The organism is Methylobacterium sp. JK268 (assembly GCF_054052225.1).
In genome coordinates, this window is record NZ_JBSVZN010000003.1 from 119492 (window position 1) to 145748 (window position 26257).

23 protein-coding genes are annotated in these 26257 nt (G+C 71.2%); 19 read left to right on the top strand and 4 right to left on the bottom strand.

All coding sequences use genetic code 11. The features are described from left to right. Positions 1 to 69 precede the first annotated feature (69 nt). The 7 genes from ACW9J6_RS04465 (at position 70) to ACW9J6_RS04495 (ending at position 10279) form a co-directional block, all read left to right on the top strand. Positions 70 to 1278 (top strand): acetyl-CoA C-acetyltransferase, encoded by a 1209-nt coding sequence (locus ACW9J6_RS04465; protein WP_457115236.1) that lies wholly within the window; start codon positions 70 to 72, stop codon positions 1276 to 1278. A gap of 433 nt (positions 1279 to 1711) precedes the next feature. Further along, positions 1712 to 2188: a hypothetical protein gene (locus ACW9J6_RS04470; protein ID WP_457115237.1), complete on the top strand. Its 477-nt coding sequence runs from the start codon at positions 1712 to 1714 to the stop codon at positions 2186 to 2188. Between the two features lie 56 nt (positions 2189 to 2244). Beyond that, positions 2245 to 4446 (top strand): 3-hydroxyacyl-CoA dehydrogenase NAD-binding domain-containing protein, encoded by a 2202-nt coding sequence (locus ACW9J6_RS04475; protein WP_457115238.1) that lies wholly within the window; start codon positions 2245 to 2247, stop codon positions 4444 to 4446. Between the two features lie 267 nt (positions 4447 to 4713). Next, a complete protein-coding gene (locus ACW9J6_RS04480; RefSeq protein ID WP_457115239.1) occupies positions 4714 to 6390 on the top strand; it encodes a methyl-accepting chemotaxis protein in 1677 nt (558 codons plus the stop codon). Between the two features lie 73 nt (positions 6391 to 6463). Then, positions 6464 to 7402: a diacylglycerol/lipid kinase family protein gene (locus ACW9J6_RS04485; protein WP_457115240.1), complete on the top strand. Its 939-nt coding sequence runs from the start codon at positions 6464 to 6466 to the stop codon at positions 7400 to 7402. Next, entirely contained in the window at positions 7399 to 8244 is an 846-nt protein-coding gene (locus ACW9J6_RS04490) for a metallophosphoesterase family protein (protein WP_457115241.1), read from the top strand. The genes ACW9J6_RS04485 and ACW9J6_RS04490 overlap by 4 nt, the downstream gene beginning before the upstream one ends. Positions 8245 to 8590: 346 nt before the next feature. Then, on the top strand, positions 8591 to 10279 hold the full coding sequence (locus ACW9J6_RS04495; RefSeq protein WP_457115242.1) for a methyl-accepting chemotaxis protein: 1689 nt from the start codon (positions 8591 to 8593) through the stop codon (positions 10277 to 10279). Positions 10280 to 10285: 6 nt separating this feature from the next. On the opposite strand, the gene ACW9J6_RS04500 is transcribed toward ACW9J6_RS04495, so the two are convergent. After that, positions 10286 to 10666 (bottom strand): RidA family protein, encoded by a 381-nt coding sequence (locus ACW9J6_RS04500; RefSeq protein ID WP_457115456.1) that lies wholly within the window; start codon positions 10664 to 10666, stop codon positions 10286 to 10288. Between the two features lie 362 nt (positions 10667 to 11028). Between ACW9J6_RS04500 and ACW9J6_RS04505 the strand changes: the two genes are divergently transcribed. Beyond that, on the top strand, positions 11029 to 11676 hold the full coding sequence (locus ACW9J6_RS04505) for a L,D-transpeptidase (protein WP_457115243.1): 648 nt from the start codon (positions 11029 to 11031) through the stop codon (positions 11674 to 11676). A 54-nt stretch (positions 11677 to 11730) separates the two neighbouring features. On the opposite strand, the gene ACW9J6_RS04510 is transcribed toward ACW9J6_RS04505, so the two are convergent. Then, complete coding sequence (locus ACW9J6_RS04510) at positions 11731 to 12039, bottom strand: hypothetical protein (protein ID WP_457115244.1); 309 nt, start codon at positions 12037 to 12039, stop codon at positions 11731 to 11733. A 113-nt stretch (positions 12040 to 12152) separates the two neighbouring features. Between ACW9J6_RS04510 and ACW9J6_RS04515 the strand changes: the two genes are divergently transcribed. Next, the gene (locus ACW9J6_RS04515) at positions 12153 to 12392 is read left to right on the top strand and encodes a hypothetical protein (protein WP_457115245.1); all 240 of its coding nucleotides are present in this window, start codon (positions 12153 to 12155) and stop codon (positions 12390 to 12392) included. A 75-nt stretch (positions 12393 to 12467) separates the two neighbouring features. Here the strand turns inward: ACW9J6_RS04515 and ACW9J6_RS04520 are convergent, their stop codons facing one another. Next, complete coding sequence (locus tag ACW9J6_RS04520) at positions 12468 to 12920, bottom strand: phasin (RefSeq protein ID WP_457115246.1); 453 nt, start codon at positions 12918 to 12920, stop codon at positions 12468 to 12470. A 252-nt stretch (positions 12921 to 13172) separates the two neighbouring features. Here ACW9J6_RS04520 and ACW9J6_RS04525 point away from each other — a divergent pair, with 252 nt between their 5' ends. The 3 genes from ACW9J6_RS04525 (at position 13173) to ACW9J6_RS04535 (ending at position 17316) form a co-directional block, all read left to right on the top strand. Continuing rightward, the gene (locus ACW9J6_RS04525; RefSeq protein WP_457115247.1) at positions 13173 to 16055 is read left to right on the top strand and encodes a sensor histidine kinase; all 2883 of its coding nucleotides are present in this window, start codon (positions 13173 to 13175) and stop codon (positions 16053 to 16055) included. Between the two features lie 219 nt (positions 16056 to 16274). Beyond that, positions 16275 to 16751 (top strand): Hsp20 family protein, encoded by a 477-nt coding sequence (locus ACW9J6_RS04530; protein WP_457115248.1) that lies wholly within the window; start codon positions 16275 to 16277, stop codon positions 16749 to 16751. 49 nt (positions 16752 to 16800) lie between these two features. Further along, the gene (locus tag ACW9J6_RS04535; RefSeq protein WP_457115249.1) at positions 16801 to 17316 is read left to right on the top strand and encodes an Hsp20/alpha crystallin family protein; all 516 of its coding nucleotides are present in this window, start codon (positions 16801 to 16803) and stop codon (positions 17314 to 17316) included. A 245-nt stretch (positions 17317 to 17561) separates the two neighbouring features. Here ACW9J6_RS04535 and ACW9J6_RS04540 read toward each other — a convergent pair whose 3' ends face one another. After that, complete coding sequence (locus tag ACW9J6_RS04540; protein WP_457115250.1) at positions 17562 to 18515, bottom strand: GlxA family transcriptional regulator; 954 nt, start codon at positions 18513 to 18515, stop codon at positions 17562 to 17564. 119 nt (positions 18516 to 18634) lie between these two features. Between ACW9J6_RS04540 and ACW9J6_RS04545 the strand changes: the two genes are divergently transcribed. From ACW9J6_RS04545 to acs, 7 genes are all read left to right on the top strand, one after another. Then, on the top strand, positions 18635 to 19447 hold the full coding sequence (locus ACW9J6_RS04545; protein WP_457115251.1) for an SDR family NAD(P)-dependent oxidoreductase: 813 nt from the start codon (positions 18635 to 18637) through the stop codon (positions 19445 to 19447). Positions 19448 to 19463: 16 nt separating this feature from the next. Next, positions 19464 to 19859 carry a tautomerase family protein gene (locus ACW9J6_RS04550; protein WP_457115252.1) on the top strand — a complete coding sequence of 132 codons (396 nt, stop codon included), beginning with the start codon at positions 19464 to 19466 and terminating at the stop codon, positions 19857 to 19859. Positions 19860 to 20057: 198 nt separating this feature from the next. Continuing rightward, positions 20058 to 20441 carry a tautomerase family protein gene (locus ACW9J6_RS04555; RefSeq protein ID WP_457115253.1) on the top strand — a complete coding sequence of 128 codons (384 nt, stop codon included), beginning with the start codon at positions 20058 to 20060 and terminating at the stop codon, positions 20439 to 20441. 348 nt (positions 20442 to 20789) lie between these two features. Then, the gene (locus ACW9J6_RS04560) at positions 20790 to 22088 is read left to right on the top strand and encodes an ABC transporter substrate-binding protein (protein WP_457115254.1); all 1299 of its coding nucleotides are present in this window, start codon (positions 20790 to 20792) and stop codon (positions 22086 to 22088) included. 117 nt (positions 22089 to 22205) lie between these two features. After that, a complete protein-coding gene (locus ACW9J6_RS04565; protein ID WP_457115255.1) occupies positions 22206 to 23555 on the top strand; it encodes an MFS family transporter in 1350 nt (449 codons plus the stop codon). A gap of 74 nt (positions 23556 to 23629) precedes the next feature. Beyond that, entirely contained in the window at positions 23630 to 23905 is a 276-nt protein-coding gene (locus ACW9J6_RS04570) for a hypothetical protein (RefSeq protein WP_457115256.1), read from the top strand. Between the two features lie 178 nt (positions 23906 to 24083). After that, positions 24084 to 26030 carry an acetate--CoA ligase gene (gene acs / locus ACW9J6_RS04575; RefSeq protein WP_457115257.1) on the top strand — a complete coding sequence of 649 codons (1947 nt, stop codon included), beginning with the start codon at positions 24084 to 24086 and terminating at the stop codon, positions 26028 to 26030. Positions 26031 to 26257: the final 227 nt, after the last annotated feature.

The following is a 26257-nucleotide window of genomic DNA, read 5'->3' on the forward strand; positions in this document are numbered from 1 at the left end:
CCGGCCCGCCCTGTCCTCCGCCGCGCGGCCCCATCCCGCGCGGCCCGCCCTCTCCCGGGAAGAAACGCCATGCCCGACGCCTATATCTACGACCACGTCCGCACCCCGCGCGGCCGCGGCAAGACCGACGGTTCGCTGCACGAGGTCACGGCGCTTCGCCTCGCCGAGACGGCTTTGCGCGCGCTCAAGGACCGCAACGGCCTCGACAAGGCCGCGGTCGACGATGTGGTGCTCGGCTGCGTCGACCCGGTCGGCGAGGCGGGCGGCGACATCGCCCGCGCGGCCGCCCTCGTGGCCGATTACGGGGACCACGTGCCGGGCGTGCAGATCAACCGCTTCTGCGCCTCCGGCCTCGACGCCGTGAACTTCGCCGCCGCCCAGGTGATGAGCGGCCAGCACGACTTGACGGTCGGGGGCGGCGTCGAGTCGATGAGCCGCATCGGGCTCGGCGCCTCGGGCGGCGCGTGGCCGGTCGATCCCGCCATCGCGGTGAAGTCCTACTTCATGCCGCAGGGCGTCTCGGCCGACCTGATCGCCACCAAGTACGGCTTCTCCCGCGATGCCTGCGACGCCTACGCGGTGGAATCGCAGAAGCGGGCCGCCCGCTCCTGGGACGAGGGCCGCTTCGCCAAGGCCGTCGTTCCGGTCAAGGACGTCAACGGGCTCACGATCCTCGACCGCGACGAGCATATGCGGCCGGGCACCGACATGCAGACGCTGGGCGCCCTCAAGCCCTCCTTCGCCCAGATGGCCCAGATGGGCGGCTTCGAGGCGGTGGCGATCGCCGCCCATCCGGACGTCGAGGCCCTCGACCATGTCCACCACCCGGGCAATTCCTCCGGCATCGTCGACGGCGCCGCTGCCGTGCTGATCGGCTCGCAGGAGGTCGGGTCGGCGGCGGGCCTCAAGCCGCGGGCGCGCATCCGGGCCTTCGCCAATATCGGCTCGGACCCGGCGCTCATGCTCACCGGGCCGGTCGACGTGACCCGCAAGGTGCTCAAGCGCGCCGGCATGAGCCTCGCCGACATCGACCTGATCGAGATCAACGAGGCCTTCGCCTCGGTGGTGCTGCGCTTCCAGCAGGCCTTCGACCTCGATCCGGCCAAGGTGAACGTGAATGGCGGCGCCATCGCGATGGGCCACCCGCTCGGCGCCACCGGCGCGATGATCCTGGGCACCGTGCTCGACGAGTTGGAGCGGACCGGCAAGACGACGGCGCTGGTCACGCTCTGCATCGGCGCCGGCATGGGCACCGCAACGATCATCGAGCGGGTGTGAGGCGCCGAGCGGCGTGACCCCTCCCCCACAGCGGCACGCCCGTCCGGAGGAGATCCACACATTCGACGAAAGCGCGCTCGTCGACGACAAAAACGTTTTCTAACAGTAGCTTACGAAGATCCCAGAATGGCGCGGGATCCCCTCTCCCGCGTGGGAGAGGGGTAGGGGTGAGGGTGGCTAGGTCTCACCACGAACTATGAACCGTCGAGCTGCCAGCGGCACGGCCCAGTCTTCTTGCTGAGGCCGAGCCACCCTCACCCCCGGCCCCTCTCCCACTCGGGAGAGGGGAGAGGCGCCTCACTCTTCTCCGGACAATCGTGCCGCAGGGCGGGTGACGCTTTGCGCGGCCCCTGTCCGAAGGAGGTGCTTGACGCTGGCGCGCGGGCCGGGCCTTCGGTCCGCGGCCACGCAAGGCCCCGATCAGGAAACGCTCATGACGAAGTCCCTTCCCCTCCTCGCCCTCGCGCTGGCCCTGGCCGCTCCGGCGGCTCGCGCCGACGACCGCGTCGCGCTCGCCCGCACCATCGTCGAGCGCACGGTGGTCAGGAATCTCGGCCTCGCCTTCCGGCAGGCCGAGGAGCGCACGCTGGCCTCGGTCACCAAGGAGCAGGCCGACACGATGCGGCCCGACCTCGACAAGGGCTTCGAGCAGGAGCGCGCCAAGCTCCTCGACGATCTGTCGAAGGAATACGCCCAGAAGTTCAGCGACGACGAGCTGAAGCAGCTCGCCAAGATCTACGACGACCCGGTCTACCAGAAGTTCCAGGCCCTCAACGCCGACCCGAACTCCCTGGTCTCCAGCATCACCAAGGATGCGGTGACCCGGATGATGAACATGCTGACGCTCGCGACCCTGTCGCAGCAGCAGCCTCAACAGCCGGGTGCCGCCCCGGCCCCGCAGAAGCCCTGACCGGGGTGCCTCCCGCGCCCGGCGCGGGAGGCCCCGGACCAAGAGAGGACGCCCCGATGGACCTCACGCATTTCCGCTTCGAGACCGATTCCGACGGCATCGCGCTCGCGACCTGGGACAGCCCCGGCCGCTCGATGAACGTCATCACCCCCGAGGTGATGGCGGAACTCGACCGGATCATCGACGCGGTCGCGGGCGATGCCGCGATCAAGGGCTGCGTGATCACCTCGGGCAAGGAGGCCTTCTCGGGCGGCGCCGACCTGACCATACTCCAGCAGGTGGGCGCCGAGTATGCGCGGCTCACCAAGGAGCGCGGCGAGGAGGAGGCGATGCGCTTCTTCTTCGACGAGACCCGGCGCCTGTCCCTGCTCTTCCGCAAGCTCGAGACCTGCGGCAAGCCCTTCGCGGCGGCGGTGCACGGCACCTGCCTCGGGGGCGCCTTCGAACTCGCCCTCGCCTGCCACCACCGGGTCCTGTCGGACGACGACAAGACCCGGGTCGGGCTGCCCGAGATCAAGGTCGGGCTCTTCCCGGGCGCCGGCGGGACCCAGCGCGTCGCTCGGCTGATGCAGACCGGCGACGCCCTGCAGATGCTGTTCAAGGGCGACCAAATCCGGCCGCTGATGGCCCGCAACATGGGCCTCGTCCAGGCCGTGGCCAAGCGCGAGGCGATCGTCGACGAGGCCAAGGCCTGGATCCGCAACGGCGGCTCGGCCGTCGCCCCCTGGGATCAGCCCAAGTTCAAGGCGCCGTCGGGCAAGGTCTACTCACCGGCCGGGATGATGACCTGGCCGCCCGCCAACGCCATCTACCGCCGCGAGACGCACGACAACTATCCGGCCGCGAAGGCGATCCTGCAATCCGTCTACGAGGGACTGCAGCTGCCGATGGATCTCGCGCTCAAGGTCGAGAGCCGCTACTTCGCCAAGATCCTGCGCTCGCCGGAAGCCGCGGCGATGATCCGCTCGCTCTTCGTCTCGATGGGCGAACTGAACAAGGGCGCCCGCCGTCCGGCCTCGGTCGGGCCGGTGAGCCTGAAGCGGGTGGGCGTCGTCGGGGCGGGCTTCATGGGAGCGGGCATCGCCTACGTGTCGGCGAATGCCGGCCTCGAGGTCGTGCTGATCGACCAGAGCGCCGAGGCGGCGGAGAAGGGCAAGGCCTACTCGCACAAGCTCGTCTCCGACCAGATCATGAAGGGCCGCGCCAAGACCGCGGACCGCGACGCGCTGCTCGCCCGCATCACCGCCACCACGGATTACGCCGCCCTCGCCGCGTGCGACCTCGTGATCGAGGCGGTGTTCGAGGATCCGAAGGTCAAGGCCGAGGTCATCGCCAAGGTCGAGGCCGCGATCCGTCCCGAGACGATCTTCGCCTCGAACACCTCGACCCTTCCGATCAGCGGCCTCGCCAAGACCTCGTCGCGTCCCGATCAGTTCATCGGCATCCACTTCTTCTCGCCGGTCGAGAAGATGTTGCTCGTCGAGATCATCATGGGCAAGGAGACCGGCGAGCGGGCGCTCGCGACCGCCCTCGACTACGTGCGGGCGATCAAGAAGACGCCGATCGTGGTCAACGACGCGCGCGGCTTCTTCGCCAACCGCTGCGTCGGCGCCTACATCCTGGAGGGCCACCTGATGCTGGCCGAGGGCGTGCCGGCCGCGATGATCGAGAATGCCGGGCGGCAGGCCGGCATGCCGGTCGGCCCCCTCTCCCTCAACGACGAGGTCGGCGTCGATCTCGGCCTCAAGATCCTCAAGGCCACCAAGGCGCAGGTCGGCGAGGCGGCCGTGAACGCCGATCAGGAGCGCATCCTCACCGCCCTCGTCGAGCGCGAGGGCCGGCTCGGGCGCAAGAACCGCAAGGGCTTCTACGATTATCCGGAGAGCGGGCCGAAGCGCCTCTGGCCCGGCCTCGCGGAGATCGCGGGCAAACGCCAGGATCCGGACGCGGTCGACTTCCAGGAGCTGAAGCACCGGCTCCTCGTGGCCCAGGCGGTCGAGGCCGCGCGGGTCTACGGCGAGGGCGTGGTGACCGACCCGCGCGAGGCGGATGTCGGCTCGATCCTCGGCTTCGGCTTCGCGCCCTACACGGGCGGCGTCCTCTCCTTCATCGACGGGATGGGCGCGCGGCGTTTCGTGGAGCTGTGCCGCTCCCTCGAAGCCAAGCATGGTCCCCGCTTCGCTCCGCCGGAGAGCCTCCTCGCCATGGCGGAGACCGGCGAGCGCTTCTACGGCCGCCCGGCCAAGCAGGCGGCGTGACCCGGCGGCCGCGGCGGCGCGCTGGATCGCCGCCGCGGTCCCCAATCCCTCCCGGCCCCGGCCGCTCGACTGCGCGGTGGCTCGGGCCGGTGGGTCACGACTGGTCCGAAACTTCAGAATGTCGGACGTATATTTCCGCAATCGCGGCGCCGTCATCGAAGCGTCAATCGGTACAGCGCGCGCAGCTGCCGATGATATAACGATTTTTTCACGCGATTATTGAAGGTTCGCCGCGCAGCGCGAAGCTGCTTTGCGGAATGTCGGGCCATGCGCCTCTCCTTGAAAGCCCTCCTGGTCGGCCTGTTCGCGGTGCTGACCGCCGTCGCGGTGACGCAGGCCGGAGTCACCGCTTACAAGATCGCGGGCCTGGGGGCCCGGCTGCGCGACGTGACGGAGCACGCGCTCCCGTCCCTCGATGCCCTCCACACGATCAGCACGATGGTGGCCCGCTCCCGGATCCGGCAGTACCAGTGCCTCCTCGCGGAGGATGCCGAGGAGAGCCGCAAGCTCTATGCCCGCTGGGCCGAGAGTGTCACCGAGATCAAGGACGCGGCGGCGCGCTACGACGCGGCCCTCTCCAGCGAGGAGGAGCGGGCGGCCTTCCGCACCTTCGGGGCGCGGTGGCAGACCATGCTGGCCGGATGGGAGAACCTGCGCCGCATCGACCCGACGCAGCGCGACGAGATCATGCGCCGCTTCCGCGGACCGATGGCCGCCGAGTACAGGGACGCCCTCGCCGCCCTCGACGCGACGATGGCGCTCAACCGGCAATTCGCCGACCGGGCGCGCGCCGCGGCCCACGAGGCACAGGACGGCATCGCGCGGTTCGTGATCGCCGCCCTGGTCGTCGCCCTCGTCCTGGCGCTGGCGGCCTCGGCGGTGGCGGTCTGGCGCGTGGTGCGGCCGATCGGGCAGGTCACCGCGGCGATGCGGCGCCTGTCGCAGGGGGACGAGACGGTGGCGATTCCCGGGTCGGACCGGCGCGACGAGATCGGCGCCATGGCGGAGACCCTGGCGGTGTTCCGCGACAACCTCGTGCGCCGCCGGGCCCTTGAGGAGGAAGCGGAGCTCGCCCGCGCCGGCGCCGAGGCGCAGCGGCGGCAGGCGATGCGGGATCTCGCCGGCGCCTTCGAGCGGGCCGTCGGCGGCATGCTCGGCGCGGTGACGGCGGCCGCCACGGAATTGGAGGCCACGGCGCAGAGCATGACGGTCACGGCGAGCGGAGCGGCCGGACAGGCCGCGGAGGCGGCGCAGGCGGCCGAACGGGCGAGCGGGAATGTCACCGCGGTGGCCGGGGCCGCGGAGGAACTCGGCGCCTCGGTGCAGGAGATCGGGCGGCAGGTGCAGGGATCGGCGGGTCTCGCCTCGGCCGCGGTGGCGGAGGCCGGCCAGACCTCCGGCCTCGTGGCGGAGCTGCGCGACGCGGCGGGCCAGATCGGGGACGTGGTCGGGCTCATCTCCGACATCGCCGGCCAGACCAACCTCCTCGCGCTGAACGCCACGATCGAGGCGGCGCGGGCCGGCGAGGCGGGGCGCGGCTTCGCGGTCGTCGCGGCCGAGGTCAAGGAGCTCGCCAACCAGACCGCCCGGGCCACCCAGGATGTCACGAAGCAGATCGCCCGTATCCGCGGGGCGGCCGACCAGGCCGTGGCGGCGATCGGGGAGATCACCGGGCGCGTCCAGGAGATCGGCGGCGTCGCCTCCGCCATCGCCGCCTCCGTGGGCCAGCAGGGCGCCGCGACCCAGGAGATCGTGCGCAACGTCGCGCAGGCGGCGGATGGGACCACCTCCCTGTCGCGGACCATCGACCACCTCGCCGGCAGTTCCCAGGAGGCCGGCTCCGCCGCCGAGCAGGTCCTCGCCGCGGCGAGCGAACTGTCGCGGCAGGCGAACCACCTCAATTCCGAGATGTCTCGGTTCCTCGACACCGTCCGGGCCGCCTGATCCCGGCGCACCGCCATCCAGTTGAGATGAAGCCCCGGCACTCTCCCGCGAATCGATCGCGAGGGCGGGAACGATGGTGGATGCGACGCCGGGCGCCGGCCCAGGCCGGCGGGTGGTGCTGGTGACCAATCTCGCGTCGGGCGCCCTCTCGGAGCGCGGCCTCGCACCCGAGCGGCCGGCGGCCCTCCTCGCCGCGGCGGGCGTGACGGTGGTTCCGGAGCCGCGCCCCGACCTTCCCCTCCCCGACCGCCTGTCGGCCGCGGCCGCGGTGCCGGGCATCGACGCGGTCGTGGTGGCGGGCGGCGACGGTACCCTTGCCTGCGCGGCGCACCGCCTCGCGGACGGCCCGGTCCCCCTCGGCATCCTGCCCGCGGGGACCATGAACCTCCTGGCGAAGGATCTCGGGCTGCCCCTCGACCTCGAGGCCGCCGCGGCGGTGATCGCGCGAGGGCGCCCGCACGCCATCGACCTCGGCGAGGTCAACGGCCACGTCTTCGCGATCAACTCGGTCCTGGGCCTGCCGGCCCGGATGCAGCGGCACCGCGAGGCGCGCCGCGGCCGCCTCGGCCTGCGCGGCCTCCTCGACATGGCGGCGGTGCTCTGGCGGCATCTCGGCCGCTACCCCCGCATGTCCGCGCGTCTCACCGTCGGGGGCGTGACCCGGCCGGTGCGCTTCAGGACGCTGGCGATTGTGGTCGGCGACTACCGGGAGGGATTCGGTGAGGTGCTTCACCGCGCCGGCCTCGACCAGGGGCGCCTCACGCTCTACGTCATCGCCGCGCTCACGGCGCCGCGGCTGCTCCGCCTCGGCCTCGGCTTCGCCGTGGGCGAGTGGCGCCGCCATCCGGACCTCGACCGGACGGAGGCGACGGAACTGACTCTCACCGCGTCGCGCCGCCGACTGCGGGTGATGAACGACGGAGAGGTAATCCTGCTGAAGCCGCCGCTCACCTATCGGTTGCGCCCGCGAGCGCTGCGGGTCCTGGTCCCGGCCGCGGAGCGCGCCGGGTGAGGCGGATCGCGCATATCTCGGACCTGCATTTCGGCCGCACCGATCCGGCCGCGGTCGAGGGGCTGGTGGCGGAGCTGAACCGCGACCGCCCCGACCTCGTGATCGCCTCGGGCGACTTCACCATGCGGGCGCATCACCGCGAATACGCGGAGGCGCGCGCCTTCCTCGACCGACTCGCCGCGCCGGTGATCGCTGTGCCGGGCAACCACGACATCACGCCCTTCCGGCTCTGGGAGCGCTTCCTCCATCCCTTCCGCCGCTACCGCCGCCACATCGCGGCGGAGACGGAGCCGCTGTTCCAGGACGAGGAGATCGCGGTCATCTGTCTCAACACCGTGCGGACCTGGGCGCCCGAGCGCGACTGGTCACAGGGCAAGATCACCCGGGCGCAGATCCGCCGGACCGAGGCGCGCCTCGCCGCCCTGCCCGGCCACCTGTTCCGGATCGTGGTGGGACACCACCCCTTCATCCCGCCGCCCTGGGACGTGGAGGCGCGCCTCGTCGGCCGGGCGGACGAGGCGCTGGCGGCCTTCCAGCGCCATTGCGTCGGCCTCGCGCTCGCGGGCCATCTCCACCGCGGCTACTCGCGCTTCGTGGCGCCGGCGCCGTCCGGCACGCGGGCGGAGATCGATGTCAGCGAGGCGCGGACCACGGCGCAGCGTCTGCTCGCCGTGCAGGCGGGCTCCGCCACCTCCACCCGTCTGCGCGGGAACGAGCCGAACGCCTACAACCGGATCCGCGTCGAGGACGGCGCGGCGACCGTGCAGGTGCGGCTCTGGACGGGCCAAGACTGGTGCGACGCCGCCGAGGCCGGCTCGGCGCGCTGCGCCGCGCGGGAGTGACCGGCGGCGGCCGATCGCGACGCCGCGCCATGGCCCTCGGCCCGCGGGCATGGCTGCGCGCAGGGAGGCGCCGCATGCGCGCAGCCGCCAAGCCCGCGCGGTCGCGGCCGCCGGAATCGGGTGCGCCTCATCGGCTCCCAGGGCAATGCGCGAGCGCTCGCCGAATGCCATGGTGCCCATCGTCAAAGCAGTGGCATCGGCCGTATGCGAGCACCCATGTCACTCGGAATCATCAATATATCCTTCGCTGTGTGAGCTGTAATCGATTGATTTACCCCTATCATCGAGAAGGCGGTGTCCGGCGCCCGCTGCCGCGATCCGGTGCGGGTTACCATTGGAGCGCGTCTTGTCGATCGATCTCTTGTCCATCCGAAGCAAACTGGCGATCGCCTTCGCGATCCTCACCGCGCTCCTGATCGGCCTCGGCGGCCTCGGCCTGTACGGCGTGGGGCGCGTCGACGGCCTGCTGAAGGACGTGCAGCGGAACTGGCTCCCGAGCGTGCGGATCGCGGGCGAGATCGACGCGCTCACGGGGCGATACAACACCAGCCTGCTGCGGCACCTGCTGACGACCGACGAGACGGCGGCGGGCGGCGTCGAGGCGGATCTCGGGCAGCGCGGCGCCAAGCTCGACGCGGCGGCGACGCGCTATCAGCAGGTGATCAGCAGCGACGCCGAACGCGCGATCTACGACCAGTTCCGCCGGGACTGGGCGGCCTTCGTCGCGGTGGCGGGTGAGATGACGGCGCTGTCGCGGGCCGGGCGCAAGGCCGAGGCCCTCGCGCTCTACGAGGCGAAGGGGATCGGCGCTCGCCGTCAGGCCTCGGTGGCGCTCGACAGGCTGATCGCCCTGAACAACGAGGGCGCCGCCCGCGCCGAGACCGACGCGAATGCCGTCTACGGCGAGGTCCGGATGCTGGTCGTCGCGGCGGCCATCGGGGCGATGCTGCTCGCGACGGGCCTCGCCGCCCTCATCACGCGGGGGATCTCGCGCGGCATCGACTCGGTGCTCCGCCCGATGCAGGCCCTGGCGGAGGGCGACCTCTCCGTCGCGGTGCCGCAGCCGGGGCGCCGCACGGAGATCGGCCGCATCGCCGCCGCCGTGCAGGTGTTCAAGGAGGCGCTGCAGCGGGCGCGGGCGCTGGAGCGCGAGAGCGAGGCCGCGCGGGCCGGGGCCGAGGCGCAGCGCCGGGCGGCGATGCGCGACATGGCGGACGGGTTCGAATCCGCGGTGGGCGGCATTCTCGGGACGGTCACGGCCGCCGCGGCGCAGCTCGAAGCGACGGCGGGCGGGATGAGCCGCACCGCCGGCGAGACCGCTCTCCGCTCCGCGACCGTGGCTGCCGCCGCCGAGGAGACGGCCACCAACGTCACCACGGTCTCGGCCGCGACGGAGGAACTCGGGGCCTCAGTGCAGGAGATCGGCCACCAGGTCCACGGCTCCGCCGAACTGGCGCGGGCGGCCGTGACCGAGGCGAGCCAGACCGCCGAGGTGGTGCGGGACCTGAGCCGGGCGGCGTCGCAGATCGGCGACGTTGTGGCGATGATCTCCGCCATCGCGGGTCAGACCAACCTCCTCGCCCTCAACGCGACGATCGAGGCCGCCCGGGCCGGCGAGGCCGGGCGGGGCTTCGCCGTCGTCGCGGCCGAGGTCAAGGAACTCGCCTCCCAGACCGCCCGGGCGACGGACGAGATCACCGGCCAGATCGCCCGGATCCAGGGCTCGACCGGCGAGGCCGTGTCGGCCATCGACCGGATCACCGGCGTGATCGAGCGGATGAGCGCCGTCACGGGCTCGATCGCCGCGGCGGTGGAGGAGCAGGGCGCGGCGACGCAGGAGATCGTCCGCACCATCTCGCAGGCGGCCGCGGGGACGCAGGACGTCACCGCGACCATCGGCACCGTCGCGCTGGCGGCGGAGGAGACGGGCGCGGCCGCCACGCAGGTGCTCGCCTCGGCCTCCGACCTGTCGCAGCAGGCCGAGCGCCTCCGCCGCGAGGTCACGCAGGTGCTCGCGGCGGTGCGGGCGGCCTGACCCGGGTCAGCCAAGCGCGGCCGTCACCTCGATCTCGACCCTCATCTCCGGCCGCAGCAGGCCCGCCACGACGAGGAGCGTCGCGGCGGGCCTCGCCGCACTCATCACCCGCCCGGCGACCGCCAGCACCGCCTCCGCATCCGCCCTGTCCGTCACGTAGTAGGTCGCGCGCACCACCTGCTCCAGGGACGAGCCCGCCTCGTCCAGCACCGCCGCGATGGTCCGCCAACAGGCCTCGGCCTGGGCGCCCGCCCCTTCCGGCATGGTCATGGCGGCGTAGTCGTAGCCGGTCGTCCCGGCGACGAAGACGAAGCCGCCCTCGATGACGGCGCGGGAATAGCCGTAATCCCGCTCGAAGGACGAGCCCCCGTCGATCCGCCGCCGCATGTCGCCCTCCCGATCCGTCAGGAGGATCATAGCGCGCGGATCGGCCGGTCCCGCATCGGCTCGCGGCACCCTCCCGTCGCTCGCAGGGCCTCGCGCGGTGGGAGTCGTGATGTCGGAATTCGCCCGCTCGGCGAGCGGGCGAGGTCATGCGCCTCATCCAGGGCGGCACCGAAACCCCGCGGCGCGGAACCGCCGCCGGTGCGCCGGCGCACTGCCAGACCGCCGCGCTTGGCGCACACCCTCCGTCAGCGCCGGCGGCTCAGCGGTTCACCACAGCACCAAGCATGGCTTTTTCAGGGAACCGAAGTCCTCGTCGGACATTCTTAACTGCAAAGGTAATTGCTGAGGTAAGGCTCCCAGCCATGAAGATCTTCGCCACCGCCCTCGCGGGCGTCCTCGGTGCCTGCGTGCTCGCCTCGGCCCCCGTCAAGGCGGCTCCCTACGACCCGTTCGACGTCAACCCGGGCGAGGAGTACTACTCCAGCCGCGGCTATGGCGGGCAGGTCTACGCGCCCCCCTCCTACGGCCAGGGTCAGGCCGCGGGCAGCACCGATCAGGCCCAGGTCGCGCCGATCCCCCGGGAGCTCGTGCCCTTCACCGGCAGCTACGCCCCGGGGACGATCGTGGTCTCGACGGCGGAGCGCCGACTCTACCTCGTGGTCGGTGACGGGATGGCGATCCGCTACGGCGTCGGCGTCGGCCGTCCCGGCTTCACGTGGTCGGGCACCAAGACGATCGTCGCCAAGCGCGAGTGGCCGTCCTGGACGCCGCCGAAGGAGATGATCGCCCGCCGCCCCGACCTGCCGCGCTACATGGCCGGCGGCATCGACAATCCGCTGGGCGCCCGCGCCATGTATATCGGCGGCACGCTCTACCGGATCCACGGCTCGAACGAGCCGGACACGATCGGTCAGGCGGTGTCCTCGGGCTGCATCCGCATGACGAACGACGACGTGACCGACCTCTACGAGCGCGTGAAGGTCGGCGCGAAGGTCATCGTCCTCAATTAACACGGCTTTCAGGGCCGCGAGAGGAGGGCCGCCGCGGGGCGGCCCTCGTCGCGTTCAGGGCACCACGCGGCCCGGGGCCGGGGACTGCGGCGGGCTGAACGGGGCGATCGGCAGGTCGCAGAAGCAGCGCGCCCCGAGCGGGCGCGGCCCCGGCAGCGGGCAGGAATAGGGATGCGGGCCCGAGAGGCCGGGCTGGATGGCGTCGCAATTGTAGCCCGCGGGAACCGGCCGGGCCGGGCGGTGACGCCGCGGCGGCGGAGGGGCGTATTCGTCGGCGTCGTAGGGCTGGGCGGCGGCCGGGCCGGCGAGGCCCCCCGCCATCAGGACCGCCGAGGTCAGACACGCGCGAACGAACCGTCGCATCACTGCGTTTCTCCGTCAGGGTGCGCGCCCCGGGCCCGGGACGGCGCGGGCGGGCATCGGTAGCCCATGCGCGAATCCGCGGCAACGCGGCCTTGCACCAGCGGAGGCAGGCCATGACCGATCCGGGCCAGTGGCAGCGCAGCGTGGATGCCATCCTCGCCCTCGTGGACGAGATCGCGCGGCTGTCGCCCGACTGCGCGGACCGCGCCATGCGGATCGCGCGGCTCGTGCGGGACCTCGAACCGCCCGCGGGCGAGGAACGGGCGCGGCCGCCCGAATCGGACGAGGAGGCGGAGACCGACGTGGGCCCGCTGACCCGTCCCTCCTGGCGCGACGGGTCCGCCGACGCCTGAACGCGAACGGCCGCGCCTCCTCGAAAGCGCGGCCGCACGAGCCGATCCTGGACGGGGAAGACCCCCGGCGGGCGGTCAGCCCACGTTGTGCGTGTTCTGGTTGAACTCGTTGGCGGCCGACTTCGCCTGGTCGACACCCTGCTGCATCGCGGCCTTCGCGTTCTCGGCGCCCTGCTGCATGGCCGACTGGGTCATGCTGCCGAACTCCTTGGCCTGCGACTGGATCGCCGCGAACTGGCTGCGGATGAACTCGGCCTGGTGCTGCATCGCCTCCTGAACGTCGCGCGAGCGGACGAGCTTCTGGGCGAGGTCGAAGGCCGCGTTCACGTTCTGCTCGGCGAACGAGAAGCTGCGGGTCGACAGGGTCTGGGCGTTGCTGCGGGCGGCCTCGGCCGACCCCTGGAGCGTGTCGGCGGTCTTGCGCGCGGCGCTGATGAACGAGTCGAACGCCTTGCGGGCCTGCTCGACGCTCTTCTCCGCGAAGTCGCGCATCTCGGTCGGGATCTCGTAGTTCGGGGTCGTGCTCATGTTCGTCTCCTCTCTTGTCGTCCGGCACAGCCGTCCCCGCACCCGCGGCATGGGCGTTGTGCACTGCACAATACCACATCGCCCGCCGGATGCCAGGTCGGGCGGGTCCGTTAAGGTTAATAGCTGTTTAACGCGCGGGCTGCGCATTCCGTGCCCGTGCCAGGGCGTTTCATTTCCGTTAAATCTGACGAGGCCGATTGTGGCGGGGCGGCGAATCGCCCGATTCGATGGGATCGGGTGGGTTGGGGAGAAATGGTGGTCGAAGACGCGCTGTTCGAGGCCAGGATCGCCGCGCTGAAGGAGCTTCCCGCCCTACGGAGGCTGGTATCCGGCCGCGCTCTCGCGTGTCTCCTGATCGACGAAGCGGTCGCGCGTGTTCTCTACGCCACCCCTGCGGCGATGGGTCTCCGCGCCGCCATCAGCGATCCCGAAGGCCGGATCGACCCCGATCTCGAGTTGCCGCGTCAGCTGCGCGGGCTGCGGCATCTCGCTCCGGACGGGGAGAAGCCCCGCCTGTCGCGCCTGCGCGTCGATCCCGGGCGCCTGATCCCTCCCCTCGTCTGCGCCTGCCTCGTGGCGACGCTCGGAGATGGGCGGCGCTGCCTCGCGGTGATCCCGATCGATCCCGTGCCGAACCTGCGGCCCCGCCGCCGGCCGCTTCCGGCCGGCCGCCCGTCCCAGCCCGCGGCGCCGGCAGCCAATGCGGCGGGCCCCACGGTCCGCTTCCTGTGGCGCAGCGATGCGGAGGGGCGGATCGCCGAGGTGACGGACGCGCTCGTGGAGATTCTCGGGACCAGTCCGGTCGGCGAAACGTGGTTCGACCTCCTCGGCCACGCCACGGTGGCGCCGGACCGGGGCCTCGCCGAGGTGCTGGAGGCGCGCCGGACCTTCCGCGCCGTGCCGGTGCTGTGGCGGCTCGGCGAATCCGGGCAGGGCGTCGCGATCGACCTGTCGGGCACGCCGCGGCTCGGAGAGGGCCGCGCCTTCGCGGGCTTCAGCGGCTTCGGCGTCATCCATCCGGACCGGCGCGCGGCCATGCCGGCGCGCCCGCCGAGCGCCCCTCAGGGGGCGGAAGCGCCACCCCGTCCGAGCCTGCGGGAGCGGGCCGCCGCGGTGATGGCGATCGGGCGCAACGCTCCGCCGCGCGACGCCGGGCCCGGGGATGCCCCGGTCCCCGACCTCCCCGCCTTCGCGTCGCTGGCCGGGGCCACGATCGCGGGCTTTGCCGGCATGATGGCCTCGGCGCCCCTCAACCCGTTCGGGCTCGGCTGGCCCTTCCCGGGCGAGACACATCCCGACGCGGCCACGACCGGCGGGACCCGGGAATCTCCCCGCGCCGCGCCGGAGGTTGCCGCGGAGCCGGCCGGCACGGCCACGGCCGCCGCGCCCGGCGAGGCGCTCGCACGGCCGCCGGGCGCGGGAGACGGGGAGGCGGCAGCGCCCGAGGCGCCCGCCCCGGATCCGGCCGCGCGCGCGCCTCTCACCGGAAACCAGCTGTCGCTGAACGAGCACGCCGCCTTCCGCGAGATCGCCCGGGCGCTGGGCGCGCGCTTCGCCGGCGACCCGCCCGATCTTCCGGACGACGAGAACGAGGCGCCGCGGCGGGGCGGCGCCGTGACCCCGTTCCGCTCCCTAGCGATCGCCCGGCAGGCGGAGCGGGGGCCGGCCGCGCTCGGCGAGACGGCGCGCCTGCTCGACCGGCTGCCGGTCGGGATCCTGGTCCATCGGGGCGAGGAGGTGCTCCTCGCCAACCGGGCGCTGCTGGCGCTCGCCGATTACGAGAGCGCCGAAGCCCTGGCCGAGGCCGGCGGTGCGGGCGTGCTGTTCCGGGGCCGCGCCCCGGCGGACCTGCCGGCGGTGGAGGGCGGCCACCCGGTGGTGCTGGCGCGTCGCGATGGCGGCGCGGTGCCGGTCGCCGTCACGCTCACCACCCTCGATTGGGCGGGCGCCCCGGCGAGCCTGCTGCTCCTGCGCCGCCTGCCGGAGGCGGACCCGGCCCGGGATCTGGCGGCGACCGAGATGGCGCGGGCGCGGCAGGAGGCGACCCTGCGCGAGATGGAGGCCGTCCTCGACGCGGTGACGGATGGGGTGGCGACCCTCGACGCGCGCGGCCGGATCCTGTCGCTGAACAAGCGCGCGCGCGCCCTGTTCGGCCTGGAGCCGCGGGAGGTGACGGGCGACGAGCTGACGGCGCTGTTCGTGCCGGAGGGGCGTCCCGCCATCCGCGCGGCGCTGGAGCGCGCCCGCGGGGGCGAGCCGTCCGGCACCGAGGTGGCGGCGGAGAACGGCGAGCGGATCCTGGCGCTGACCCTCGCCCGCGTGGGACAAGGGGAGCAGGCCCGCATCTCCGCGCTGATCCGCGACGTCTCGGCGGCGCGGCGCACGGAGGCTGAACTCCTGCGCGCCAAGCGCGCCGCCGAGACCGCGAGCAGCCACAAGTCGGACTTCCTGGCCACGATCAGCCACGAGATCCGCACGCCGCTCAATGCCATCCTGGGCTTCACGGAAGTCATGATGGAGGAGCAGTTCGGGCCGATCGGCAACGAGCGCTACCGGGATTACCTTCGCGACATCCGCAGCTCCGGCGAGCACGTGGTCAGCCTCGTGACCGACCTCCTCGACCTCGCCAAGATCGAGGCGGGGCGATTCGACCTGAGCTTCACCGGCGTGGTGCTGAACGACCTCGTGTGGGCGAGCGTCTCCCTGATGCAGGCCCAGGCCGCCCGCCAGCGGGTGGTGGTGCGCACGAGCTTCGCCGCGGACCTGCGGCCCGTCCTCGCCGACGAGCGTTCCCTGCGCCAAGCGGCGCTCAACCTCATCGCGAACGCCATCACCTTCACGGATGCGGGCGGGCAGGTGATCGTGTCGACGGCGATGACCGACCGGGGCGGCGTGGCCCTGCGGGTGCGCGACACGGGTATCGGCATGACGCCGGACGAGATCGAGACCGCGCTCCAGCCCTTCCGGCAGGTGGCGACGGCCCAGAACCGCCGTGGCCGGGGCACCGGGCTCGGGCTGCCCTTGACCAAGGCCCTGGTCGAGGCCAATCGCGGCGCCCTGCGGGTGACGAGCCGCAAGAACGAGGGCACCCTCGTCGAGGTGCTGTTCCCTCCGGCGCGGGTGCTGGCGGGGTGAGGCGCGGGCAGCACTGCTGCCGTCGATGCCCGCGGATGGGTTGCCGCAAGGGTCGCCGGTGATCCGCGACGATCTGCAAACAAAATTCCGAAAGTACCTCTTGAACGGGCAAGCAGCGCCCCCACCTCATCGCTCGCCAAGGCTGAAGAGCTTGGCATAGCGGGCGCCGGTTCCTGGCCGGCGCTCTCATATCCATGTTGCTCAACGGAGGATGTGGCTATGAGGTACGATCTTTCTCCCCTGTATCGTTCGACCGTCGGGTTCGATCGCCTGTTCGACTTGATCGATCAGGCCGCGCGCGTCGAGTCCCTGGCCGGCTGGCCGCCCTACGACATCGAGAGGACGGGTGAGGACCGTTACCGCGTGAGCATGGCGGTGGCGGGCTTCACCCCGGACGAACTCGAGGTGACGCAGGCAGACACGACCCTGATCGTGGCGGGGCGCAAGCCGGAGCCCGAGGGCGAGAGCCGTCACCTGCACCGCGGCATCCCGGGCCGCGCGTTCCGCCAGACCTTCAACCTCGCCGATCACGTGAAGGTCACGGGCGCGTCCCTGGAGAACGGCCTGCTGGTGATCGACCTCGTGCGCGAGGTGCCGGAGGCCCTCAAGCCGCGGCGCATCGCGATCGGGACCGGGTCGCCGGCGCTTCCGGAGCGTCGGGCGGAGCCCGCGCGGCTCGTCGCCGAGGCCGCGTGAGGTCGGCCCCGTTCGGCGAAATCACGGCACGGAAACACGGAGAGAGACGATGGCTGTGAAGGATCTGATCCCGTGGCGCAGCGGTCGCAACGCGGCCGCCTCGCCGCTCCAGGGCTCCGAGGTGAGCCCGTTCCTCGCCCTGCACCGGGAGGTGAACCGGCTGTTCGACGACGTGTTCAACCGGTTCGACGCGGGAGCGCCCTCGCTGCTCGGGCCCCTCTCGACCTGGCCGACCATCGAGGTGAGCGCCACCGACGCGGAGGTGCGCGTCTCGGCGGAACTGCCGGGTCTGGAGGACAAGGACGTCGAGGTCCTGGTGGACGACGACGTGCTGACCCTGCGGGGCGAGAAGAAGGCCGAGACCGAGCGGAAGGAGCGCGGCTTCACCGAGCGCGTCTACGGCCGGTTCGAGCGGGTGATCGCCCTGCCCTTCCCGGTCGAGGAGGACAAGGCGCAGGCCAGCTTCCGCAACGGGGTTCTGACGGTGACCCTGCCGAAATCCGCCAAGGCGGAGGATCGCGCCAAGCGCGTCCCGGTCAACGGCCGGGAGGCGGCGCGGGCCTGAGCCCGGCACCCGGCGCGCCCGGACGGGCGCGCCGGCTCTCGTGCTCACCTTGGGGTCAAATCCCGATCCTCCTGACCATCCCGAGGGCCGCGCAGGTGTTGTGAGCGGCCTTTCGCCTGTCGGCCCGAAGCGGACGTCCCGCAACCGACCCAGGCTGGACGAACATCCGTCTTCGTTCTTCTCCCAGAAGCAGACCTTGGGACCGCATCATTGCCAGGGAGCGCTGCCCAAAGGTTAGGCCGGACCTACGCACTCGCCGTATCCAGTCCTCCGCGTGCATTGCGCCGGATGACCTGCGGCGGCTGCCCGAACGCCCTAAGGAAGGCCCGGCGCATCCGATTGCGGTCTGCGAAACCGGTCTGGTCGGCGACGGCGTCGATGGGATGCCGGCTGCGCTCCATCAAAACCCGCGCGGCCTCGACGCGCAGGTTCTCGACCGCCTTGGCCGGCGACTGGCCAGTTTCGGCACGGAAGACGCGGCTGAACTGGCGAGGGCTGAGATGCGCGGCTTCCGCCAGTTCCTCGACCGATAGCGGCCGGTGCAGGTTCCGCTTGGCATAGGTCAGGGCCGCCTGGATCCGGTCCGACTTCGCGTCGAGGTCGAGCAGGGTCGAAAACTGCGACTGGCCCCCTGCCCGGCGGTGGTAGAGCACGAGCTTCTTGGCGATCTCCTTCGTCACCTCGTGGCCGAGATCCGCCTCGATCAGGGCAAGAGCGAGGTCGATACCGGCACTCATCCCCGCCGATGTCCAGATCGGGCCGTCGTTGATGAAGATGCGGTCCGCGTCGGCCGAGCACTTCGGGAACTGGTTCTGCAACGCGTGGGCGTGCATCCAGTGCGTCGTGACACGCCGGCCGTCGAGCAGGCCGGCCTCGCCGAGAACGAAGGCTCCGGTGCAGATCGCAGCGATGCGCCGGGCCTGAGCAGCCGCGCGCTGAACGAGGGCGACGAGGCCCGGCGTCGACGGGCGTACGAACGTACCGCCGCCGACGACGAGGGTATCGAAGGGCGTCTGGCCGAACGCCTCGGTCTCCACGTTCATGCCGGCCGATGTGCGGACCGGCCCTCCGTGCTCGGAGACGAAGTGGATGTCGTAGGTCGCTTCGTCCGCCGCGAGGTTCGCGACCTCGAAGGCCGGCACGGCCGCCAGCGCCATCATCGAGTAGTCCGGATAGACGACGAAGCCGACGCGCTGCATGCCTGTCTTCCATGTCCTGAATCGACGCAAGTATGACATTTGTGCCGCGTCCAGGCAAGGATAGCTTTCTCCCATCGAACGCCGCCCGCCAGGTGGCGCGCAGGACGAGGAGAACGACGATGACGATCGAATCCAGTAAAGGCCTTGCCGTCGTGACCGGCGCGTCCGCCGGCATCGGCGCGATCTACGCCGACCGTCTCGCCAAGCGGGGATATGACCTGCTGCTGGTTGCCCGCAACGGGGAGCGGCTGCAGGCGCTGGCCGACCGCTTGGCCCGGGAGACCGGGCGCAAGGTCGAGCCGTTCAGGGCCGACCTGGGCCGCAGGGAGGATCTCGCGCGCCTGGAGGCTCGGCTGCGCGAGGACGCGAGCATCACCATGCTGGTCAACAACGCCGGCATCGGCTCCGTCGCGTCGATCCTCCAGGCCGACGTGGAGACGATGGACGCGATGATCCAGCTCAACATCACCGCGCTGACCCGCCTGACCTTCGCGGTCGCTCCGGCTTTCGTGGCGCGCGGATCGGGGACCATCGTCAACATCTCGTCCGTCGTCGGCATCGCCGTCGAGGTGCTCAACGGCGTCTACAGCGCCTCGAAATCCTACGTCCTCAGCTTGGGCCACTCGCTCCAGAAGGACCTCGCGGACAAGGGCGTGCGCGTCCAGACCGTGCTCCCCGGCGCGACGGCGACCGAATTCTGGGATGTCGCCGGTTACGCGGCGCAGAAGACGTCCGCGATCACCATGTCGGCGGCCGATCTGGTCGACGCGGCGTTGGCCGGTCTCGATCAGGGCGAGCTCGTCACCATCCCGGGCCTGCAGGATGTCGGCGACTGGACGCGCTGGGAGGCGGATCGCCGCGCGATCTCCGCCAAGTTCAACAACGCCAAGCCTGCGGCGCGCTACGGTCTCGCGGCCGCGGACGCGGCCTGAACTCCGAGGGGAACCCATGCCGTACCTTCAGCTTGACGTGACCGGCCCGCATTCCGTGGCATCCAAGAAGCGCCTCGCGGCGCTGATGAGCCGGACCTACGCGGAGATGATGTCGGTCGACATCCGGCGGATCAGCGTCGCCATCCGCGAACTCGGCGAGGGCGGCGTGTGGCGGATAGCGGACGCCGGCGGCGAGCCGGTGCCGGTCTCCGTGATGATGCTGGACATCCGCAAGGGGCGGCCGGCCGAGTTGCGGATGGCGGTTGCCAAGGCGCTGTGCGCCCACTGCACCGAGATCCTTGGCCTGCGCGAGGATCGCCTCAACGTGGAGTTCACGCAGCATTCGGGCGACGAGATGTATCACCCGGCTCTCGGGGGCTACAGCCCCGAGTGGTCACCGGATGAGCGATGACCGATTGTGCGCTCGGTTCTGAGCGCACGCGGATGCCCGTACTCCACATCGATCTCGGACTGCCGTACAGCCGCCCGAGCCGGACCGACCGCCCCTTGGCCCCGCTGATTGCGGGTCGAGCGCAGTCGCCCCATTGAGCGATTGCGGCCCGAGAGCCCATGATCGAAACCTCAAGCGACGAAGAACGAGGAGTGTCCCATGCCATTAGCGCGCATTGATCTCGCCAAGGGCAAGCCTGCCGAGTACCGCCGCGTAATTGGTGAGGTCGTCTACGCCGCCATGCTCGACGCGCTGAATGTACCCAAGGACGACCGCTTCCAGATTATCAACGAGCATGAGCCGGAAAATTTCGTCATCGACCCGAGTTATCTCGGCATTCATCGGACGCGAGACTGTGTTGTCATCCAGCTCACCCTCAATGCGGGGCGCGGAATCGAGCAGAAGCGAGCCTTCTACAGGGCTGTTGCGGATGGCTTGCACGAGCGGCTGAACCTGCGCCGCGAGGACGTGTTCATCAGCCTCGTCGAGGTCGCCAAGGAAAACTGGTCCTTCGGCAACGGCGAGGCCCAGTACGCGACGTGATCGAATGCTGCGTTCTCCGTTCCACGCGGGCCGCACGATCGAGCGGCCAAGGTCCGGCCGCCCGTGCGTCCTGGGACCGGAGAGCGTCTACCAAGGGGTGTGCGTCGGGGATGTCCGCTTCGGTGCTGGGTTTGCGCCGAAGCGGAATGGGAGGAAACCACACAACCCGGCCGCCAGCCTCCGTCCCAACAGCCTGGAAGCAGACCTTCCCAGGGTCTGCAACAGGTCGGCAGCGGCCTCTCCAACGGCCAAGCTGATCGGGTTTTGACCCTAGCTCCCTCCCCCGGATCGGCGCTAGATGGGTGCGCTGCGGCGCGGCGCGTCCGAGGCCGCCGGAAACAAGAGCCGATGCCGATCCGCCGCCTGCTCTGCGTCGCCCTCGCGACCCTCCTCGCCGCCCCGGCCGCGGCGCAGGAGATCCCGCTCGCCCTCCTCACCGAGCGCGCCGGCCCGCTCGCCGCCTCGGGCACGCCGCTGGCCAACGGCTTCTCGGACTACTTCGCCATGCTCAACCAGCGCGACGGCGGGCTCGGCGGGCACAAGGTCGTCGTCACCGAGTGTGAGACCGGCGGCAGCCCGGAGGCGGGCCTGGCCTGCTACGGGGCGGCCCGCGAGCGCGGCGCCGTCGCCGTCAACCCGGGTGCGGCGGACGTTGCCCTGGCCCTGCTCGGCCCGAGCACCACCGACCGCCTCCCTCTCGTCTCGGCGGCGGCCGGACCCGCCCTGGCCGCGGCCGGTCTCTCCTTCCCGTACGCCTTCGCGCCCCCGGCCACGGCCTGGGACGGGCTCACGGTCGCCCTCGCCTCGCTGATCGCCGGGCCGGAGGGCCTCGAGGGGCGGCGCGTCGCCTACCTGTACCGGGACAGTCCGGCGGGCCGGGATCCCTTGCCCGTCATGGAGGCGCTAGCGGAGGAGTTGCATTTCACCCTGCGCAGCTACGCGCTGCCCGACGCGGGCGAGGCTCAGGACGTCTGGCGCACCGTCAGGGCGGCCGCGCCGGAGGTGGTGATGCTCGACGGGACGGCCGGGCTGGCGGGCGACCCGGTGGCGGAGGCCGTGGCGGCCGGAATCGCGCCCGGGAGCATCCTCGCCCTCGCCGGGATCGACGACGAGGCCCTGCGCCGGGCCGGCGCCGCGGCCCGCGGCCTGCGGGCGATCACGTGGCACGGCGTCACCGATAGCTTCCCGGCCTTCGATCAGATCGACCTCCTCGCCATCGACGCGGGCCTGTCGCGCACCGAGAAGGACGAGGCCACCGGGATCCTCTACGCCCGTGGCGTCTACGCGGCCGTGGTGCTCGCGGAGGGTGTCCGCAACGCCCTGCGCGCCGGTGCGGGCGAAAGGCTCGACGGGGAGGCGGTGCGCCGCGGCCTCGAGCGCGTGAACCTCGACGGGGCGCGCTGGAAGGAACTCGGCCTGACCGGCTTCGCGGCGGCGCTCCGGCTCTCCTGCGCCGATCACAGCGGCCACCTCGCCGGCCTCGTGCTGCAGTGGAGCGGCGCCAAGTGGGTGCAGGTCAGCGACAAGATCGCGCCCCTGCGCCAGCGCCTGCGGCCCCGGCTCGACGCCGCCGCCAGCGAGGTGGTGGCCAAGGGCCTCGACGGCCGGCCCTGGCCGGAGCGGCCGGAACCCTGCGCGCGGTCCTGACGGGGAAACGCCGCGGCGCAGGGCTGGCGCGGCGGGCGAAACCCGCTATCCAACGGGTATCGTCGCCGGGAACCACCGATCAGGGCGGACCGGCCGCAGAGAGGAATCGCCCCCGCGATGTCGACCACAGCCCCCGCCCGGCCCGCCGGGACCGATACCCTGTCCTCGGCGAACCCGACCATCGCCGCCTACGACACCAAGGCGCGCATCCGCGCCATCGTGGGCTCGTCGTCGGGCAACCTCGTCGAGTGGTACGACTTCTACGCCTATGCGTTCACGGCGATCTACTTCAAGGACGCGTTCTTCCCCGGCGCCGACCCAACGGTCCAACTCATCAACACCGCGGCGGTCTTCGCCATCGGCTTCCTGATGCGGCCGATCGGCGGCTGGCTGTTCGGTCGGATCGCCGACCGGCTCGGCCGCAAGAACGCGATGCTGATCTCCGTCCTGATGATGTGCCTCGGCTCGCTGGTGATCGCGGTGCTGCCGACCTACGGCCAGATCGGGATCCTGGCGCCGGTGCTGCTCCTCCTCGCCCGCATGGCGCAGGGGCTCTCGGTCGGCGGCGAGTACGGGACCAGCGCCACCTACATGAGCGAGGTCGCCCTCAAGGGAAAGCGCGGATTCTACGGCTCCTTCCAGTACGTGACCCTGATCGGCGGCCAACTCCTCGCCTCGCTCGTCGTCGTGCTGATCACGCTCGCCCTCTCCGACAAGGAGATGAGCGTCTGGGGCTGGCGCATCCCGTTCCTGATCGGCGCGCTCGCGGCGATCGTGGCCCTCTACCTGCGGCGCTCGCTGCACGAGACTTCGACGGCCGAGACCCGTGGCGCGCGCGAGGCCGGGAGCATCGCGGCGCTCTGGCGCCACCACCGCCGCGCCTTCCTGACGGTGCTGGGCTATACCGCCGGCGGCTCGCTGATCTTCTACACCTTCACCACCTACATGCAGAAGTACCTCGTCAACACCGCACATATGGACAAGAAGACCGTCAACTACGTGATGACGGCGGTTCTGTTCACCTACATGGTGGTGCAGCCGCTGTTCGGGATCTTCGCCGACCGGTTCGGCCGCAAGACCGCGATGCTGATCTTCGGCGCCTCGACCACGCTGCTGACCGTGCCGCTGATGCACGCGATCGGCGGCGCCAAGGACCCGGTCACCGCCTACCTGCTGATCACCGCGGCCCTGCTCTGCGTGTCCTTCTACACCTCGATCAGCGGGCTGGTGAAGGCCGAGATGTTCCCGGCCGAGGTGCGGGCGCTGGGCGTCGGCCTGTCCTACGCCATCGCCAACGCGGCCTTCGGCGGCTCGGCCGAGTTCGTGGCCCTGTCCTTCAAGGACTGGGGCGTCGAGACCTGGTTCTTCTGGTACGTCACCATCATGTGCGCGATCGCCTTCCTGACCTCGCTGCAGATGCCCGACAGCCGGCGCTCCGGCTACCTGCAGGGCGACGGCACCGCCTGAGGCGCGGGAGGGGGTGAACCGCGGCCGCGGCAGGGCGTTGACCCGGGACAGTCCCGTCGTCGAGGCCCTTCGCGATGCGCAATCTTCCCGTTCTCGCCCTCGTTCTCCTCGCGACCGGCCTCGGTGCCGGTCCGCTCGCCGCCCAGACGGCGGATCCGGGCACCACCGCTCCGGACACCGGCGCCTCCGATGCCGGCAGCACCGGCTCGGTGAACCGCAGCATCACGGCGAGCGGACAGACCAAGCCCCCCGGTCGCGCTGCCGCGCCGCAGGATCCGACCCAGCAGCCCGACCGGGTGAAGGAGATCAACCGCAAGGTCGATACCGGAATCTGCATCGGCTGCGACTGACCCCGGACCGCGATCCCTCCCCGCGCGTGCCGGGAGGGGCCGCCTCGCGCGGCTGTGCTCCGAAAGGCGTTAGACGGAAGAATCCGTTGCAGGCAGGCCGGTCGCCGGATTAACTCCTCTCCACAAGCACCGGCGCCCCGCGGGATGATCCGGTCAAGGTGAGGAGAGGGAGAGCGCCATGTCGCAGCGGATCGTTGCCGTGCCGGCGGCCGTGCGTGAGCGAGCTTTCGTGGACGAGGCGAAGTATCGCGAGTGGTACACCGCGTCGATCAACGATCCTGTGAGTTTCTGGGGCGAGCACGGCAAGCGGATCGACTGGTTCAAGCCCTATACGCAGGTCAAGGATACCAGCTTCGGCCCGGGAAATGTTTCGATCCGCTGGTTCGCCGATGGTGTGACCAACGTCGCGCACAATTGCATTGACCGCCATCTGGAAACGCGTGGCGATCAGGTCGCGATCATCTGGGAAGGCGACGACCCGTCGGAATCCCGCAAGATCACCTACCGCGAGTTGCACGCCGAAGTCTGCCGGATGGCGAACGTCCTGCGCAACCGCGGGGTCGGCAAGGGCGACCGGGTGACGATCTACCTGCCGATGATCCCCGAGGCTGCCTTCGCGATGCTGGCCTGCGCGCGCCTCGGCGCCATCCACTCGATCGTGTTCGGCGGCTTCTCGCCGGATTCGCTCGCCGGGCGCATCGAGGGCTGCGGGTCGAAGCTGGTGATCACGGCCGACGAGGGCCTGCGCGGGGGCCGCAAGGTGCCGCTGAAGGCCAACGTGGACGCCGCCATCGCGCGCCTGCCCGAGGACAGCGTCGACCACGTCGTCGTCGTGCGCCGCACGGGCGGCAGCGTGGCGATGGATCCGGTCCGCGACGTCTACTACGACGCGGCCGCCGCCCAGGTCACCGACGAGTGCCCGGTCGAGCACGTCGAGGCCGAGCACCCGCTCTTCCTCCTCTACACGTCGGGCTCGACCGGCCAGCCGAAGGGTGTCGTCCACACCACGGGCGGCTACCTCGTCTACGCCTCGATGACCCACCAATACGTGTTCGACTACCACGACGGCGACGTCTACTGGTGCACGGCCGATGTCGGCTGGGTCACGGGCCATTCCTACATCGTCTACGGTCCGCTCGCGAACGGCGCCACGACCCTGATGTTCGAGGGCATCCCGACCTACCCGTCGATCTCCCGGTTCTGGGACGTGGTCGACAAGCACCAGGTCAGCATCTTCTACACCGCCCCGACCGCGATCCGCTCGCTGATGGGCGCGGGCGAGGAGCCGGTGCGCCGAACCTCGCGCAAGTCCCTGCGCGTGCTCGGGTCGGTGGGCGAGCCGATCAACCCGGAGGCCTGGGAGTGGTACTACCGGGTGGTCGGCGAGGAGCGCTGCCCGATCGTCGACACGTGGTGGCAGACCGAGACCGGCGGCATCCTGATCACGCCGCTGCCCGGCGCCACCGCCCTCAAGCCGGGCTCGGCCACACTGCCCTTCTTCGGCGTCAAGCCCGTGGTGGTCGACGGCGAGAACAAGGTCCTGGAGGGCGCCTGCGAGGGCAATCTCTGCCTCGACGATTCCTGGCCCGGCCAGATGCGCACGGTCTGGGGTGACCACGAGCGCTTCGTCCAGACCTACTTCTCGACCTTCCCGGGCCGCTACTTCTCGGGCGACGGCTGCCGCCGCGACGAGGACGGCTACTACTGGATCACCGGCCGCGTCGATGACGTCATCAACGTCTCGGGTCACCGGATGGGCACGGCCGAGGTGGAGTCCTCGCTCGTCGCGCATCCGAAGGTCTCGGAGGCCGCGGTGGTGGGCTATCCCCACAGCCTCAAGGGCCAGGGCATCTACGCCTACGTCACGCTGATGCAGGGCGAGGAGCCGACCGAGGAGCTGCGCAAGGAACTCGTCGCCTGGGTGCGCCGGGACATCGGGCCGATCGCGTCGCCGGACCTGATCCAGTTCGCCCCGGGCCTGCCCAAGACCCGCTCGGGCAAGATCATGCGCCGCATCCTGCGCAAGATCGCGGAGGACGACTTCTCCACCCTCGGCGACACCTCGACGCTCGCGGATCCGGGCGTGGTCGACGACCTGATCGAGAACCGCCAGAACCGGGCCTGAGGCCGGCGGCCCGCGGCGCGCCCGCGGGCCGACCCCGGCGTCCCGGCGCGGCGGCCGCATCCGCTACAACCTTCGTCGCATGCGGCGGGTTTGCGAGACTATCCCGTCTGTTCAACCCGCCCATCTTCGGCCAAAGCCTGCACCGGGACGTCGATCCAAAGACGACACGCGCGGCGCGCGCTCTCCGGCGCGAAATCCGGCAGGAGCGGCGGCCGCGTGCAACCGAT